General features: G+C 61.0%; 17 protein-coding genes. 4 read left to right on the forward strand and 13 right to left on the reverse strand.

The genetic code is table 11. The annotated features are described in order from the left end of the window. Positions 1–53: 53 nt before the first annotated feature. The 12 genes from DA373_RS10365 to DA373_RS10420 form a co-directional block, all read right to left on the reverse strand. Positions 54–371 carry a helix-turn-helix transcriptional regulator gene (locus tag DA373_RS10365; RefSeq protein WP_107852237.1) on the reverse strand — a complete coding sequence of 106 codons (318 nt, stop codon included), beginning with the start codon at positions 369–371 and terminating at the stop codon, positions 54–56. Then, entirely contained in the window at positions 368–1,723 is a 1,356-nt protein-coding gene (locus DA373_RS10370) for a type II toxin-antitoxin system HipA family toxin (protein WP_107852238.1), read from the reverse strand. The genes DA373_RS10365 and DA373_RS10370 overlap by 4 nt, the downstream gene beginning before the upstream one ends. A 176-nt stretch (positions 1,724–1,899) precedes the next feature. Further along, a complete protein-coding gene (gene htpG / locus DA373_RS10375; protein ID WP_107852239.1) occupies positions 1,900–3,816 on the reverse strand; it encodes a molecular chaperone HtpG in 1,917 nt (638 codons plus the stop codon). Between the two features lie 180 nt (positions 3,817–3,996). Continuing rightward, entirely contained in the window at positions 3,997–5,289 is a 1,293-nt protein-coding gene (locus DA373_RS10380) for an NCS2 family permease (RefSeq protein ID WP_107852240.1), read from the reverse strand. Between the two features lie 198 nt (positions 5,290–5,487). Next, entirely contained in the window at positions 5,488–6,039 is a 552-nt protein-coding gene (locus tag DA373_RS10385; protein WP_107852241.1) for a HupE/UreJ family protein, read from the reverse strand. Further along, on the reverse strand, positions 6,036–6,683 hold the full coding sequence (gene ureG, locus DA373_RS10390; protein WP_107852242.1) for an urease accessory protein UreG: 648 nt from the start codon (positions 6,681–6,683) through the stop codon (positions 6,036–6,038). Before ureG ends, DA373_RS10385 begins: the two co-directional genes overlap by 4 nt. Positions 6,684–6,687: 4 nt before the next feature. Then, positions 6,688–7,350, reverse strand: a complete 663-nt coding sequence (locus tag DA373_RS10395; protein WP_107852243.1) for an urease accessory protein UreF — start codon at positions 7,348–7,350, stop codon at positions 6,688–6,690. Beyond that, positions 7,340–7,792 (reverse strand): urease accessory protein UreE, encoded by a 453-nt coding sequence (gene ureE, locus DA373_RS10400; protein ID WP_107852244.1) that lies wholly within the window; start codon positions 7,790–7,792, stop codon positions 7,340–7,342. The genes DA373_RS10395 and ureE overlap by 11 nt, the downstream gene beginning before the upstream one ends. Positions 7,793–7,804: 12 nt before the next feature. After that, the gene (gene ureC / locus DA373_RS10405; RefSeq protein WP_107852245.1) at positions 7,805–9,511 is read right to left on the reverse strand and encodes an urease subunit alpha; all 1,707 of its coding nucleotides are present in this window, start codon (positions 9,509–9,511) and stop codon (positions 7,805–7,807) included. Next, entirely contained in the window at positions 9,508–9,828 is a 321-nt protein-coding gene (locus tag DA373_RS10410; protein WP_107852246.1) for an urease subunit beta, read from the reverse strand. Before DA373_RS10410 ends, ureC begins: the two co-directional genes overlap by 4 nt. 9 nt (positions 9,829–9,837) lie before the next feature. Then, positions 9,838–10,140, reverse strand: coding sequence for an urease subunit gamma (locus DA373_RS10415; RefSeq protein WP_107852247.1), 303 nt, complete (start codon positions 10,138–10,140; stop codon positions 9,838–9,840). A gap of 24 nt (positions 10,141–10,164) precedes the next feature. After that, a complete protein-coding gene (locus DA373_RS10420; RefSeq protein ID WP_107852248.1) occupies positions 10,165–11,022 on the reverse strand; it encodes an urease accessory protein UreD in 858 nt (285 codons plus the stop codon). Positions 11,023–11,386: 364 nt separating this feature from the next. On the opposite strand from DA373_RS10420, the gene DA373_RS10425 reads away from it, so the two are divergent. From DA373_RS10425 to torD, 4 genes are read left to right on the forward strand one after another with little or no spacing between them, the layout of a single operon-like run. After that, positions 11,387–11,554, forward strand: a complete 168-nt coding sequence (locus DA373_RS10425; RefSeq protein ID WP_107852249.1) for a periplasmic nitrate reductase, NapE protein — start codon at positions 11,387–11,389, stop codon at positions 11,552–11,554. 42 nt (positions 11,555–11,596) lie between these two features. Beyond that, entirely contained in the window at positions 11,597–12,784 is a 1,188-nt protein-coding gene (gene torC, locus DA373_RS10430; protein ID WP_107852250.1) for a pentaheme c-type cytochrome TorC, read from the forward strand. A gap of 12 nt (positions 12,785–12,796) precedes the next feature. Then, positions 12,797–15,265, forward strand: coding sequence for a trimethylamine-N-oxide reductase TorA (gene torA / locus DA373_RS10435; protein WP_107852251.1), 2,469 nt, complete (start codon positions 12,797–12,799; stop codon positions 15,263–15,265). Then, positions 15,265–15,936, forward strand: coding sequence for a molecular chaperone TorD (gene torD / locus DA373_RS10440; RefSeq protein WP_107852252.1), 672 nt, complete (start codon positions 15,265–15,267; stop codon positions 15,934–15,936). Before torA ends, torD begins: the two co-directional genes overlap by 1 nt. 108 nt (positions 15,937–16,044) lie before the next feature. Here the strand turns inward: torD and DA373_RS10445 are convergent. Next, the coding region (locus DA373_RS10445; protein ID WP_198650292.1) for an NCS1 family transporter at positions 16,045–16,889 on the reverse strand (845 nt) is incomplete at its 5' end.

Genomic DNA, 16,889 nt, shown 5'->3' on the forward strand with positions numbered 1-16,889 from the left:
CATCAGCGCCGTCTGATCCGGCAGCTAAAGCGCCGGCGACAAAAATACGGCATCTATGGTGTTGGTTCACTATTTTCTGCCAGTAACTTTTTCATCAGCGCCGGATTTCTGGGCAGAAGACCGGCTTTGAGCCCGAAGGGTTTGAATACGGCATTTACCACGGCAAAAGTGGGGCTGCCAACATTGCGCTCTATGTCCGACAGGGTACGCCGGCTTACTCCCACCAGATTGGCATAATCGGTTTGCGACATATTCAGCAGGTCTTTGCGCAGGGTACGCAACAGTTCACCTTCGGTGATTTCACCACCGAACAACCGGGTCAGCAGCGAGATGAGCAGCGCTTCCCGCTCGGCAGGACTTGGCTTGTTCATATCAGCTCCCATCTTTCAAGTTTGTCATCCAGATAATCAAATCCCATTACCGGCATATTCAGAATCGATTCGGGGGCACCCCGGCTCTGCAGTCGCTGTTTCAGACCTGCAAGCTTGCTTGCAAGCGCCCTCAACTCCGCCAGCAAATGCTCCGGCTCTGCCAGATCTGCCAGCTCGTTGGCAATGGCGCGCCAGTTATACTGACCGCCCTCTTCCAGCGGGCTGCCCCAGCTGGTTGAGCGCGGCACCATTTCCGGATCTGCCTTCATCGGCGCGAAGTCGTATACCGGCGCCAGCCAAATTCCTTCTGGTGTTTTCAGCAGGGCCGTGTTGCGGCCGTGATTGTCGGAATTGCCAAAGGCCACATTCAGCAGATCCCGTTTAACCCATTCAATCACAAAGGCCTGCCGGTCAAAGCTTTCGCCCAGCTCAGACACCCGGTATTGATGCTCCAGCAAGGTGATCAGGCTGCGCAGTGTATGCTGATGTTTTAAATAGCTGCCAGGTGCCTTGTGAAGTACCGAATACACCGATTCCAGCCCATAGCGGGTCAGCTGACCTTCACACATAGCCACATCAAAACGGGGCAGCCAGAGGGAAGGAAAACGCTCTCCTTCCAGCAGCCGCATGCCATCGGTACGGATGGTGTTTACTCCCAGACTTTGCAGCTCATGGTAATAGTGGTACTCCGCTCGCAGGATGTCGCAGTCAATGGCACCTCTGTTGTTGCGCGGAAATTTAACCAGATAGTGGGTATCGGGATTATGTATGTCATCCTGAAAGGTGTCTATCCACACTTCATCGTTTGCCGAACAACGCAGCAACAGCTTGGGAGCTTCCCCGCCGGCACCGGTCGCACCTCCGCTGGCCGCACCCATTTGCTGGGCATATTCCAGAAAGTCGGTGTTACGCTCCACCACTTCCTGTATGGCAAAGCGACGCTGCTTGAGTGTGCTGCTGGCAGGCAACTCAGGTAACGCTTCCTTGATGCGCAGATTACCCACCGGCGCTATGGTGCCCCGGCACAGCAGTTCGGTATCTTGCCTCTCAGGAGTGGCATTACCCAGTCCAAGCTGGTTAATCCAATAGCGGCGCGCGGCGCCTGCGGGCATGATGTCATCAAGAAACCCAAACCAGGTGGGGGAGTCGTGGGGGATCATCAACTCAATGGGCAACACCAGGCTGCAGGCATGCTCATCATCCCGCTGCAGCCACTCAAGGGCATAGTCAAATTCATAACCCAGACGGACCGGCCCGCTTCTGCCCAGTTGTGGCTGTTGAAGAGTCAGCTCGGCCGCATCGTGCCAGGCCGCCTGATGAAAAATCTGGATGGTCAGCTTGATAGGAGGCATATCACACCACTGAGAAAATAATTGCTCAATTTTGACTTATCAAGGAGACGTTGAGCAAATTAATACTCAAAATGTACCTTACAATACAATTTTGAGCAAATTAACGCTCAAAATAAAAAGGGGTCGGAGTCAATTTTTAAAAATGACTCCGACCCCTTTTTAGTTAGTTGGTCAGGTTAGTCGAGCAGCAGGCGGTTTACCCGGGCCACAAAGGCGGCGGGGTCTTTCAGGCCGCCCTGCTCGGCCAGCTGGGCCTGCTCCAGCAGCAGCTGGGACCATTCGTTGAACTGCTCGCCTTCACCCAGGCTTTCCAGCTTTTTCACCAGGCTGTGCTCGGGGTTCAGCTCCAGAATGTATTTCTGCTCCGGCACCGGCTGGCCGGCGGCGCGCATCAGCTTGATCATCTGGGTGCTCATGTCGTGCTCGCCGGCCACCACGCAGGACGGGGTGCTGGTCAGACGGTGGGTCAGGCGCACTTCCTTCACTTCGTCACCCAGCGCGGTCTGCACTCGCTCCAGCAGCGGCTTGAGAGCTTCCTTGGCTTCTTCCTGGGCCTTTTTGGTCTCTTCGTCGTCCAGCTCGCCCAGATCCAGCTCACCCTTGGTCACGGATACGAACTGCTTGTCCTTGTAGTCGCTCAGGTGGTTCATCAGCCACTCGTCCACCCGCTCCCACATCAGCAGCACTTCAATGCCCTTCTTGCGGAAGATTTCCAGGTGCGGGCTGTGGCTGGCGGCTGCGTAGCTGTCGGCGGTGATGTAGTAGATCTTGTCCTGGCCTTCCTTCATGCGCTCGATGTAGTCATCCAGCGACACGCTCTGGGCGTCGGAGTCGTTGTGGGTGCTGGCAAAGCGCAGCAGGCCGGCAATCTGCTCGCGGTTGCCGTAGTCTTCCGCCGGGCCTTCTTTCAGCACGTTGCCGAACTCTTTCCAGAAGCCCTGGTATTTTTCAGACTCGTTTTTGGCCATCTGCTCCAGCATGGACAGCACCCGCTTGGTGCAGGCCTTGCGCAGCTGAGCGGTGACCTTGTTGTCCTGTAGAATTTCCCGGGACACGTTCAGGGGCAGATCGTTGGAGTCGAGCACACCCTTCACAAAGCGCAGGTAGGTGGGCATGAACTGCTCGGCGTCGTCCATGATGAACACCCGCTGCACATACAGCTTGAGGCCGTGCTTCTGCTCGCGGTTGTACAGATCGAACGGTGCCTTGGCGGGCACATACAGCAGGCTGGTGTATTCCTGATTGCCTTCCACCTTGTTGTGGCTCCAGGCCAGGGCGTCCTGCCAGTCGTGGGAGATGTGCTTGTAGAACTCCTGATATTCCTCGTCGCTGATGTCGCCCTTGGAACGGGTCCACAGCGCGGTGGCCTTGTTCACCTGCTCCCACTGGCCGTCGGTGGCCGGTGAGGTGACATTGCCGTCTTCGTCGGTCTGCTCGGGCTCGCCGTCTTTCCACATTTCCACGGCAATGCTGATGTGATCGGAATATTTGCCGATGATGCTGCGCAGACGCCAGTCGTCGAGGAATTCTTCCTCGCCTTCGCGCAGGTGCAGGATCACATCGGTGCCGCGACCGGTTTTTTCGATATCGGCCACGGTAAAGCTGCCGTCACCGTCGGACTCCCAGCGCACGCCGCGATCGGCGCCTTCACCGGCTGCCCGGGTCTGTACGGTGACCTTGTCGGCCACGATAAAGGCGGAGTAGAAACCCACACCAAACTGGCCGATGAGCTGGGAGTCCTTGGCCTGATCGCCGGACAGCTGGCTGAAGAAGGCCTTGGTGCCCGACTTGGCAATGGTACCCAGGTGCTCGATCACCTCGTCGCGGGTCATGCCGATGCCGTTGTCGGAAATGGTCAGGGTCTTGTTGTCCTTGTCGATCACCAGGCGAACCCGCAGGTTGCCATCGCTCTCGAACAGCTCGCTGTTGGACAGCGCCTTGAAGCGCAGCTTGTCGGCGGCGTCGGCGGCGTTCGACACCAGTTCGCGCAGAAAAACCTCTTTGTTGGAATAGAGGCTGTGCGCCATCAGGTTGAGCAGCTGTTTGACTTCGGTTTGAAAACCATGAGTTTCGGTATGCACGGCTTCGGTCATTTTGATGTTCCTTGCTTGGTTTAACCTACAACCGAAAAGATGGGGGTGACAAAGCGGTTTTCAAGAGCAAAAAACAAAAAAGGGGTCGGAGTCAATTTCGGGTCGGAGACATTTTTGCTGCTCTTGAGCAAAAATGTCTCCGACCCCTTTTATTAATTGACTCCGACCCCTTTTATTTATTTACACGCCGAAGGCGAACTTGAGGGCGAACAGCACCGCCAGGGTCCAGACCACCGGGCTCACTTCACTGGCGCGGCCGGACAGCACCTTGACGCCCACGAAGCTGATAAAGCCAAAGGCGATGCCGTTGGCGATGGAGAAGGTGAAGGGCATCATCACCAGCACCACCACGGCGGGCACGGCTTCGGTAACGTCGTCCCAGTGCAGGTGCGCCAGCTGGGCCAGCATCAGCACCGCCACATACACCAGGGCACCGGCGGTGGCATAGGCCGGCACCATGCCCGCCAGCGGCGAGAACAGAATGGCGGCAATAAACAGCAGGCCGGTGACCACCGCGGTGAGGCCGCTGCGTCCGCCCACGGCCACGCCGGCGGTGCTTTCCACATAGGAGGTGGTGGTGGAGGTGCCCAGCACAGAGCCGGCAATGGAGGCGGTGCTGTCGGCCAGCAGGGCGCGGCTGAGGCGCGGTAGCCGGCCCTGCTCGTCCAGCAGTTTGGCGCGCTGGGCCACGGCGATCAGGGTGCCTGAAGTGTCGAACAGATCCACAAACAGAAAGGCGAAGATCACCGACAGCATGCCCACGTTAAAGGCACCGGCAATGTCCAGCTGCATAAAGGTGGGCATGATGGAGGGCGGCGCCGACACAATGCCCTGATATTCAATATCGCCAAAGGCCAGGCCCAGGCCGGTGATCGCCAGAATGCCGATCATCACGGCGCCGCGCATGCCCCGGGCCGCCATGCCGATGATCAGGAAAAAACCCAGCACCGCCAGACCCGCCTGCAGACCGGTAATATCACCCAGGCCCACCAGGGTGGCCGGGTTATCGACGATAATACCGGCGCTTTTCAGCCCCACCAGCGCCAGGAACAGGCCGATGCCGGCGGCAATACCGAGCTTGAGCGGCTGGGGTATGGCATTGATGATCCACTCCCGCACCTTGAACAGGCTGAGCAGCACAAAGATACAGCCGGAGAAGAACACCGCGCCCAGGGCGCTTTGCCAGCTGTAGCCTTCGGTGAGCACCACCGTATAGGTAAAGAAGGCGTTCAGGCCCATGCCCGGCGCCAGTGCTATAGGGTAGTTGGCGGCCAGCCCCATGATAAAGCAGCCCACCGCCGCCGCCAGACAGGTGGCCACGAACACGGCGCCATAATCCATGCCCGCTTCCGACAGAATTGCCGGGTTCACGAAGATGATGTAGGCCATGGTCAGGAAGGTGGTAATGCCCGCCACCACTTCCTGACGGACGTTGGTATTGAGCTCTTTGAGCTTAAAATATTGTTCAAGCATGGGGGGTAACTCTGAAATGATGATTTAAACCGGAATTATCGGCTCAATCGGCACTTTTGGCAACGCGGTGCCGGCGCATTTGACCAGGAAGACAGCATTTTTTGAAAGGATTGACGGTCTCGTTGCCGCTTTGCGGCAAAATGCGGGGGGCTCCCTCCCCCCTCACGCCTCACGTCTCACGTCTCACGTCTCACGTCATTACACCGCTGCCAGCAGTCCCACACCGGCCATGGCCAGGCCAAACACCCGCAGCAGGGTACCGTGCAGGTAACGGGCGGTGATCCCGCCGGCGGCGTGCAGGGCCGCAGTGGCCAGCACCATGCCACTGATAAAGGCCACAGCGGAGCCGGACGCCGGCATCTCCAGGCCATGGGCGTTACCGTGAAACAGGCCGAACAGGGCACAGAGCAGCATCAGAGCACGTCCCGCCCCTGCCATGTTCACCGCAAGCAGACCGCCCAGCATCACCATGGAGGTCAGGATCACCGGCTCTACCACCGGCAGTCCCAGGCCGCTGATGCCCAGCCCGGCACCGGCGACCATGGCCGCCACAAAGGCCAGCGGCAGGCGCCAGCGCTGCTCTCCTTTGCTGGCCATGGCCAGCATGCCCACGGCCACAAAAGCCAGCAGGTGATCCCAGCCCATAACGGGATGCAGCAAACCGACGGCAAGGCCGGCCTCACCGTGGCCGGGGTGGGCAAAGGCGGCGGCCGGCATCAGCGCGGCCAGGGTGATCAGGGCTTTTTTCATGCTTGTTCTCCGTTAATGGCAAAATTCTCGGGCAGCGGACGCAGCATGCCCTGACGTTCAATAAAGCGAATGATCTCGAGCAGGCCATCGCCGCGTATCAGATTGGTAAATACAAAGGGCCGCTCGCCGCGCATGCGCCTGGCGTCGCGGTCCATCACCTCCAGCGAGGCGTTCACCATGGGCGCCAGATCTGTCTTATTGATGATCAGCAAGTCCGACTTGGTAATGCCGGGGCCGCCCTTGCGGGGGATCTTGTCACCGGCGCACACATCAATGACATAGAGGGTCAGATCCGACAGCTCGGGGCTGAAGGTGGCGGAAAGGTTGTCGCCGCCGCTTTCCACCAGTACCAGCTCCAGGCCGGGGTGACGTTCTTGCAGGGTGTCGATGGCCGCCAGGTTCATGGAGGCGTCTTCCCGAATGGCGGTATGGGGGCAGCCGCCGGTTTCCACCCCCAGAATACGATCTTCTTCCAGCGCGCGATGGCGCAGCAGAAACTCGGCATCTTCCCTAGTGTAAATATCGTTGGTGACCACCGCCAGACTGTAGTGCTGGCGCAGGGCTGCGCACAGCTGGCGCAGCAGCGCCGTTTTGCCCGAGCCTACCGGCCCACCCACGCCCACGCGCAAACATTGTGTACTCATGATGTTAACTCCTGAACAATCGGGAATATTGGGTTTCATGCAGGGCGCTGGCCTGCACCTGACCGGGCAAGCCCAGCCCCAGCTGGTTATCGTCAAGGGATTCGGCCAGCGCCAGCGCCTCGCTTAACGCCGGTTTCAGCGCCAGCAGCAGCCGCTGTGCGGCGGTCTGCCCCAAGGGCAGGGTCTTGCTGGCCACCGCCAGCTGGTTCTCCAGCCAGCTCCAGGCAAAACCCAGGGCGGCGGTACGGGCGTTCAGCCCCCACTGCCGTGCCGCCAGTGCCCAGGCGCACATCAGTGCCGGCGGCTCGGGCAGCATGGCCACCTCCACCCCCTGCCCCTTCAGCAGCCGCACCAGCGCCAGGGCCTGCTGCTCGTCTTCAAACAGCAGCTCGCGGGTCTCCCGGCTGGCGCGAATAAAATCGCTCCAGTACGCCACCGCTTCATGCTGCCCGCGCTCAAGGCCGTGATACGCACGCAGCAGCACCGGCAAGTCGAGGTGGGCCAGCCCTTGCAGAGTGACGGTGAGCCAGTCATTAAGCTCGGCTTCATGGGTTACCCAGCCCAGCTCAATGGCCGACTCCAGCCCGGCGGACCAGGCAAAGCCGCCAATGGGCAGCGAAGGGCTGGCCAGGTGCAGCAGCCCCAGCAGCTCGCTGTCAGTGATCATGATGATGATGGCCGCCCAGGCCGTGATAGGCGCCGGACTCGGGATTAAAGGGGGCCTGCTCACGCTCCAGCCGCAGGCCCAGATGCTCGGCCAGGTGCTCCAGCACATGGTCCGGCGCAAAACGCAGCCAGCGCTCGCCTATCTCCAGGGTCACATGGCGGTTGCCCAAGTGATAGCAGGCCCGGGCAAAGGCGGGCCAGTCGGGGGCATGGGCGGTGACCACCGGCTCGGCGCCGGCGCGTACCTCAAATACCCGGCCACATTCGCTCACCAGTTTGTCGCCGGCCATCAGCACTCTGCCCCGCTCCAGAAACAGGCCCAGCTCCATGCCGCCGTCGCTGACGGCGCGCAACCGTCCTTTCTGGCGCAGCTCAAAGGGCAGGGTCAGGGTGTCGTCGGCAGGCCGGGCACTTTGCCCCTCGTTATGGGTAATGTTCAGCATGAAGGCTCCTTGTTAAAACAGCGAATACAGCTGGGCCAGGGGCAATACCGTGGCGGGCTCGCAGCTGAGCAGCTCGCCGTCGCAGCGCACCTCGTAGGTCTGGGGATCCACTTCCAGTTTTGGCGTGGCACCGTTGTGGATCATGTCGGCCTTGGTAAGGGTGCGGGTATGCTCGCAGGCCACCAGCCGGCGCTTGAGCCCCAGCCGGCCGGGCAGATCGTGCGCCAGCGCCGCACGGCTCACAAAGGTCAGGCTGCTGGCGGCAGCGGCATTACCAAAGGCGCCGTACATGGGTCTGTAATGCACCGGCTGAGGAGTGGGAATGGAGCCGTTGACATCCCCCATGGGGGCCCAGGCAATGGTGCCGCCCTTGATGATCAGAGCCGGCTTGATGCCGAAAAAGGCCGGACGCCACAACACCAGATCCGCCAGCTTGCCGGTTTCCACCGAGCCCACCTCGTGGCCCACGCCGTGGGCAATGGCCGGGTTGATGGTGTATTTGGCGATATAGCGCTTGACACGAAAGTTGTCGGCACCGGCAATGGGCTCTTCCGGCAACGGGCCGCGCTGCACCTTCATTTTGTGGGCGGTCTGCCAGGTGCGGCACACCACCTCGCCCACCCGGCCCATGGCCTGGCTGTCGGACGACATCATCGAAATCACCCCCAGATCCTGCAGAATGTCTTCGGCGGCGATGGTTTCCTTGCGAATGCGGGAGTCGGCAAAGGCCACGTCTTCGGGAATATCCGGATCCAGGTGGTGACACACCATCAGCATGTCGAGGTGCTCGTCCACGGTATTGACCGTGTAGGGACGGGTCGGGTTGGTGGACGACGGCAGCACATTGGGCAGGCTGCAGGCGGTGATAATGTCGGGAGCATGGCCGCCGCCGGCCCCTTCGGTGTGAAAGGTGTGAATGGTGCGCCCTTTAAAGGCACCAAGCGTGTCTTCCACAAAGCCCGACTCGTTAAGGGTGTCGGAATGTATGGCCACCTGCACATCATATTCGTCCGCTACCGTCAGGCAGCAGTCGATGGCGGCCGGCGTGGCGCCCCAGTCTTCATGGATCTTGAAGCCCATGGCCCCCGCCTCCAGCTGCTCGCGCAGGGCCTCGGGCTGGCTGGCGCAGCCCTTGCCGAGAAAACCGAAGTTCATCGGCAGGCCGTCGGTGGCCTGCAGCATGCGCGCCAGGTGCCAGGCACCCGGGGTGCAGGTGGTGGCCTTGGAGCCGGTAGCCGGCCCGGTGCCGCCGCCGATCATGGTGGTCATGCCCGAGCACAGAGCCTCTTCCGTCTGCTGGGGGCAGATGTAATGAATATGGGTGTCCACCCCGCCGGCAGTAAGAATGTGCCCTTCGCCGGCAATCACCTCGGTGCCCGGGCCCACATTGATGGTGACGCCGTCCTGAATGTCCGGGTTGCCGGCCTTGCCGATGGCATGAATGCGGCCGTCCTTCAGCGCCACGTCGGCCTTGACGATGCCCCAGTGATCCACGATCAGCGCATTGGTGATGACTGTGTCCACGCTGTCGGCGCGCACCGCCTGACTCTGGCCCATGCCGTCGCGGATCACCTTGCCGCCGCCGAACTTGACCTCTTCCCCGTAGCGGGTGAGATCCTGCTCCACTTCTATCCATAGTTCGGTGTCGGCAAGGCGCACTCTGTCGCCTGTGGTGGGGCCAAACATGTCGGCGTAGGCCTGGCGGCTGATTTTGCTCATTGCTGCTCTCCTTCCAGCGGGCCCATCACGTCGCCGCGAAACCCATACACATGGCGTTTACCGCCCATGGCCACCAGGGTCACGGTACGGTGCTGACCCGGCTCAAAGCGCACGGCGGTGCCGGCGGCAATGTCGAGACGAAAGCCCCGGGCACGGCCCCGCAGAAATTCCAGCGCCGGGTTGACCTCGGCAAAGTGATAGTGGGAGCCCACCTGAATGGGCCGGTCGCCGGTGTTGGCCACGGTAAGAGTGCGCCGCTCGCGCCCGGCATTCAGCTCAATGTCGCCGGCGGCCAGTTGCAGTTCTCCCGGAATCATGATGTCTCCTTACTGAATGGGATCATGCAATGTCACCAGTTTGGTGCCGTCGGGAAAGGTGGCTTCCACCTGCACTTCCTTCACCAGCTCGGGCACGCCGTCCATCACCTGCGCCCGGCTCAGCCAGGTGCGGCCCTCGCCCATCAGTTCGGCCACGGTGCGGCCATCGCGGGCCCCTTCCATGATCGCCGCCGACAGGTAGGCCACCGCCTCGGGGTAGTTAAGGCGCAGGCCCCTGGCCAGCCGGCGTTCAGCCAGCAGGGCGGCGGTAAACAGCAGCAGCTTGTCTTTTTCTCTCGGGCTGAGCTCCATCGTGCATACTCCACTTGCAAAAATTCAGGTAAACCAGATGCGGGGAAAGCTGGCTTCACGCCCCAGCACGGCCGGGCGAAGCTGCTCCCAGGCCGCCCACATGCCGGTGCGGCAATCGTTCATGTCGCTGCCCAGGTAGCGCACCAGCAGCACGCCCAGTCGCTCGGTGATGGTAAAGCCGGCCGACAGCGTCTCGCGCAGGCCGGCAATGAGTTCATCGTTCAGCCCCGGCCCTGCCGCCAGCAGAGTGCCAAACACACAGCCGCCGTTGAGGCCGGCCCGCCCCCGATGCAGCGCATCTCCGGCGTTCAGCTGCAAGCGTTCGTTAAACAGCAGGCGGCCGCCCCGCCACAGTTGCAGCCGCTGGGTGAGGCTGCCGTCGTCAAACCAGTGCTCGCCGGCGGGGCGGCCCAGACACACCAGCTCCCAGCCGATAAAACGGGCGCCTTGCGCCAGTTCAATGTGGGTGTCGAGCAGCGCGTTGGCACCCTGGAATACAATGGTTTCCTGAGGCAGCCATTCGCATTCGGCGTTTTCCTCCAGTTGCAGGCGCACTTGCTGACCCTGGGCCACGCCGGCGCTGTCTTGCCGGTAGACCTTGCCCGCCGAGGGGGTGGTGAGCAGGCTTTGGCTGTGCGCCTGCGCCTGCACCTCAATGCGCAGCCGATCTCCCGATACCAGGCCGCCGGGTGGGTGCAAGAGATAAAGGTGGCAGGTGGCCCCCTCCGGATAAAACGGGCGCTGAATACGCAAGGGGCCCGTAAAGGTCATGCCCCTGAGCTGCGTTTTATCAGCGCCGGCGGCCAGTTGCAGGCTCAGGTGTGCCGGCCAGGATCGGGCCGGACCGTAACCGGCGGGCTGGCGAGCGGGGCATTGGTGCATAACGTTATCCGGACCATGTTGAATGACGTGACACATGCATTAACTGCGCCAAAACCAAAAAACGATTTAAAAACATTAAATTATGAAACAAAGGTCACAAATCAACCAAAGCAGAGTAAATTCAATTGAGTCCTCAGCACCAGGCTGGCACAGTACTTCATGCAAAGGCACCATTCTGGTGCAACCTGTCATTTAAAAAATAGCAGCCCGCGGGAAAGACATATGGGCATATAAGCGGCAGGACCGTGGCAGCCTTGACCGGGATCAACTAAACCATGGAAAGCAACACTTATACTTTGCCCAAGCTCTGGCAGTCATCGTGGCTTGACGCTGCAATCCTGCAAAAGGAAACAAGGGACCCACCATGAACAACAAAACCCCCGACCGTGTACCCACAAAGGGGCGAGAGTGGCTGTCGCTGCTCTTGCTCACCCTGGTGCTCTTTCCCGTGCTCAGCATTATCTGCGTTGGCGGCTACGGCTTTGCCGTGTGGATGCTGCAACTGATCTTTGGCCCCCCCGGTCACGGTTAAAGCGCCCCCATCTGAATTCGACTTTGTGAAGTGAGCAGCACCATGAAAAATCTTATCTGCAAACTCTGGAATACACTCAGACGCCCGGCGGTTCATCTCAGCCTGGGCGCCGTGACCCTGGTGAGCTTTGTGGCCGGCATTATCTTCTGGGGCGGCTTCAATACCGCGCTGGAAGCCACCAACACCGAAACCTTCTGCATCAGTTGTCACGAGATGCAGGACAACCCCTATCAGGAGCTGCAGGGCACGGTGCACTGGTCCAACCGCTCGGGCGTGCGCGCTACCTGCCCCGACTGTCACGTGCCCCACGACTGGACCGACAAGATCGCCCGCAAGATGCAGGCCAGCAAGGAAGTCTGGGGCAAGGTCTTCGGCACCATCGACACCCGGGAGAAGTTTCTGGACAAACGCCTGGAGCTGGCTCAGCACGAGTGGGCCCGGTTTTCCGCCAACGGCTCGCTGGAATGCCGTAACTGCCACGACTACAACAGCATGAACTGGGACGTCATGTCCGACAAGGCCAAACGCTTTATGAAGCCCGCCGCCGAGCGCAACCAGAGCTGTATTGACTGTCACAAGGGCATTGCCCACCACCTGCCCGAGCAGATGACCTTCAAGGATCCGGCGCTGGATCAGCTGGAGCAGCGCGCTCAGGGCCTGAGCCCGAATGAAGGTGAAAGCTATTACACCGTCAGGGCCATCACCCTGTATCTGGACGAAGCCCGTACTCAAGCCGCCGGCGAGCTGGAAGCCGCCAGCCCGGTGAAAGTGCTGGAAGAAAGCGGCGACAGCGTCAAGCTGCTGGTGCCGGCCTGGCGCAAAACCCGGGGCTTTGGCCGGGTGCTGTATGAAGACTTTGGCATGAACATCACCAGCCTGGTGCTGGAAAAGGAAGTGGCTCAGGACGACGGTCTGGTGAGCGTACTCGATGAAGCCAGGGTGGATGATCTGACCGGACTGCCCTGGGAGCCGGTGGAAGTCGCGCTGTGGGCCGAAGAAGGCGCCCTGCTGCCAGAGGCCGAAGAGCTCTGGGGCTACGCCCGCGACACTTATCGCTCCGCCTGCAGCGTGTGCCATTCCCAGCCGGCCGAGGCGCATTTTGACGCCAATACCTGGCCGGGCATGTTTGCCGGCATGGTGGGCTTTACCAACATGGACGCCGACACCCAGGCTCTGGTACTCAAGTATCTGCAGAAACATTCGTCCGACTACAGCGACGGCGCGCATTAAGGAGAGAACAACATGGCAATTTCGAGAAGACGTTTTCTTCAGGGGCTGGCGGCAGGCTCTGCCGCGGCCCTGATTGGCCCCGGCCTGCTGGTGCGCACTGCCGAGGCCGCCGTCACCGCCGAGGGCAGCTGGAAAATGGCCGGCTCTCACTGGGGCGCCTTCAGGGCGCTGGTGAAAGGCGGTGTGGTGGCCGAGGTCAAGCCCTTTGAGCTGGACCAGCACCCCACCGACATGCTCAATGGCATCAAGGGCCTGATTTACAACCCGTCACGCATTCGCTACCCCATGGTGCGTCTGGACTGGCTGAAGCATCGTCACAACAGCGACACGGCTCAGCGCGGTGACAACCGCTTTGTGCGGGTGACCTGGGACGAAGCCCTGGATCTGTTTCACGAAGAGCTGGAACGCATTCAGACCCAGTATGGCCCCTGGGCCCTGTATGCCGGCGCCACCGGCTGGCGCCAGACCGGCCAGTTCCACAGCTGCGGCAGCCACATGCAGCGGGGCGTGAACCTGCACGGCAACTTTGTCAGCAAGGTAGGCGACTACTCCACCGGCGCCGGCCAGGTGATCATGCCTTATGTACTGGGCTCCACCGAGGTCTATGACCAGGGCACCTCCTGGCCGCTGATCCTGGAAAACACCAACACCCTGATTTTGTGGGCCAACGATCCGGTCAAGAACCTGCAGGTGGGCTGGAACTGTGAAACCCACCAGTCCTACGGTTATCTGGCGCAACTGAAGGAAAAGGTCGCCAGGGGCGAGATCCGCGTTATCTGTGTGGATCCGGTGCACTCCAAAACCCGGCAGTACCTGGACTGTGAGCGCCAGTACATCAATCCGCAGACCGACGTGGCCTTTATGCTGGCCATCGCCCACACCCTGTACAGTGAAAAGCTGCACGACGAAAAATTCCTCGGCACCTACACTCTGGGGTTTGAGCCCTTTATGGACTACGTGCTGGGCAAAACCGAAGACAAGGTGGAAAAGACCCCGGAATGGGCCGCCGCCATCTGTGGCATCGACGCCGATACCATTCGCGATTTTGCCCGCCTGCTGGCCTCGGGCCGCACCCAGCTGATGTTCGGCTGGGCCATTCAGCGTCAGCAGCACGGCGAGCAGCCCTACTGGGCCGGCGCCGTGCTGGCCGCCATGCTGGGCCAGATTGGCCTGCCCGGCGGTGGCATCAGCTATGCCCATCACTACAGCTCCATCGGTGTGCCCGGCACCTCGGCCAGTGCGCCGGGCGGTTTTCCCCGCAACCTGGATCCGGGCAAAAAGCCGGTGCACGACAACGAAGACTTTAAGGGCGCCAGCCGTATTATTCCGGTGGCCCGCTGGATCGACTGCCTGCTGGAGCCGGGCGGCAAAATTCAGTACAACGGCGGCGAAGTGACCTTCCCCGACGTGAAAATGTGCGTGTTCAGCGGCTGCAACCCCTGGCATCACCACCAGGATCACAACCGCATGAAGCAGGCATTCCGCAAGCTGGAAACCGTGGTGACCATCGATTATTCCTGGAACGCCACCTGCCGCTTCTCGGATCTGGTGCTGCCCGCCTGTACCCAGTTTGAGCGCAACGACATCGACATTTACGGCTCCTACGTCAAGCGCGGCCTGCTGGCCATGCACAAGCTGGTGGACCCGCTGTTCCATTCCCGCAGCGACTTCGATATTTTCACCGATCTGTGCCGCCGCTACGGCCGTCACGAGGAATACACTCAGGGCAAGGACGAGCGCCAGTGGCTGATGCAGCTCTATAACGAGTGTAAAGAGGCCAATAAAGACAGCTACCCCATGCCCGAGTTCGACGAGTTCTGGGAAAAGGGCTATGTGGACTTTGGCGAGGGTGAAAACTGGGTGCGCCACGCCGATTTCCGTGAAGACCCGGAAGTGAACGCCGTGGGCACGCCGTCCGGCTTTATCGAGATCAGCAGCCGCAAAATCGGCAGCTACGGCTACGACGACTGCAAATCCCACCCGGTATGGATGGAAAAAGCCGAGCGCTCCCACGGTGGTCCCGGCTCCGACAAGTACCCGCTGTGGCTGCAGTCGGTGCACCCGGATCAGCGTCTGCACTCCCAGCTGTGCGAGTCGGACGAATACCGCGCCACCTATGCGGTACAGGGCCGTGAACCCATTTACATCAGCCCCGAGGATGCCGCCGCCCGCGGTATTGCCGACGGCGATCTGGTGCGGGTATTTAACGGCCGGGGCCAGCTGCTGGCCGGCGCCCGGGTCTCGGATCTCTACCCAAGCGGCGTGGTACGCATTCACGAAGGGGCCTGGTATGGCCCGGTGGATGCCAGCATTGGCGCCCTGGATACCTATGGTGACCCCAATACCCTGACTCTGGATCTGGGCACCTCCAAACTGGCCCAGGCTCCCAGCGCCAACACCTGCCTGGTGGACATCGAGAAATTTACCGGCGAGGTGCCGGCGGTCATGTCCTTTGGCGGCCCACAGATGGTGGAGATTTAATGACACAGAATACTCTGGCAGGCACCAGCCTGCCCTCTTTTTCGAGCGAGCACTGGCAACGGCAGGCTCTGCTGTGCCAGTGGCTGGCCACCCTGATAAGCAAGGAGCTGGACGACACCACGCTTGAGGCCTATCGGGCCGGTGAGGCCTCGCCCCTGCTGGACTGGCTGAAGGAAGACGGTCTGGCCGATGAAGCCGGTGCCCTGCAGTCGGCCATTGCCGGACTCGGCCTGCTGGAACATCCCCGGCTGGAGCTGGCGGCGGACTTCGCCACCCTGTTTTTAAGCGATGCCCGCCACAGCGCCGCGCCCTATGCCTCCTGTTATGTCACCGAGCGGGGCGGCTTTATGGCCGGGCCGGCCCAGCGCATGGCAGACCGGCTGGCGGATGCCGGCGTTACCCTGCCCGCCGACTTTAACGAGCCCGCCGATCATCTGGCGGTGATGCTGGATTATCTTGCCGGCGGCTACCGCCAGCTGGCCGAGCTGGATGGCCCGGCGCAAGCCGGGGTCCGTGCCGGCCTGGCCCAATTCCTGCGCGAAGAGCTGTGCAACTGGCTGCCCGCCTTCTGCCATCGCTGCCAGCGGCAGAATACCGCCAGCCCCTTCTACCCCGCCCTGGCCACCCTTATTACCGCCTTTTGCCGGCAACGCCTGCAGGAAGCCGGCTGATCTCCCACGCTCCGCGTGGGCGCGAGATATATTCAACGTAAAAAAAAAGCCCTGCTGCTGCAGGGCTTGTCCGTTCGGTAATGGCCCCGCATCGTGCGGGGCCTGTCATTACTTGCGGAAACGCTGACAGGGTTTCCAGTTCTGCATCAGCAGGTAGTAGGTGATACCCGCCGGCAGCAGGCTGGCGTACCAGGATACCGAGGAGAAGGTCAGGGCCACCACGGCACCGGCCAGCGCGGCAATCACGGCGGCGTAGTTCACACCTTTGTAAGGACCGTTCTCGTCATACAGCTTGTCGATATCCAGCTTGCGACGACGCAGGATGAAGTAGTCCACCACCATCACCGCAAAGATGGGACCCAGGAAGGCGGAGTAGGTCTGTACGAACATCTGCAGGCCGGCGGAAGACTCTTCCTTCACCAGTTCCCAGGGGAAGGTGCAGAAGGCCAGCAGACCCACAATAATGGTGGAGGTGCGGAACTTCAGCTTGAACACGTCCATCAGGATGTAGGTGGGCGGTACCACGTTGTTGAGCACGTTGGTGGTTACCTGGGCAAAGGCGATGAACAGCAGGGTGATGATCAGCAGCGGGGTGTTGTCCACGGCGCTGGAGAACACCTGGATGGGGTCGGACACACCGGTGGCGCCGGAAACCATCAGGCCAATCAGACCCATAAACAGGGTGCAGGGCAGAATGGACATGGCGTAGATGGTGGTCAGCAGACCCGGCTTGGTGCCTTCCTTCAGCTCACGGGAGTAGTCGCTCACGTTCAGCATCATGGTGCTGTAGATACCCAGGAACAGCATGGTCGCGCCCCAGAAGGGAACACCCCAGGTGCCTTCCATGTTCACCAGGTTGGCGGTGATTTCGTCGCCGTAGCGGTTGATCACGCTCCAGAACATGTACACCAGCGCCAGCAGAATAAAGCCGCTGCCCACGTTTTCCAGCCACT

The sequence above is a fragment of the Oceanimonas marisflavi genome (genome assembly GCF_003049725.1).
Taxonomy (GTDB): Bacteria; Pseudomonadota; Gammaproteobacteria; order Enterobacterales; family Aeromonadaceae; genus Oceanimonas; species Oceanimonas marisflavi.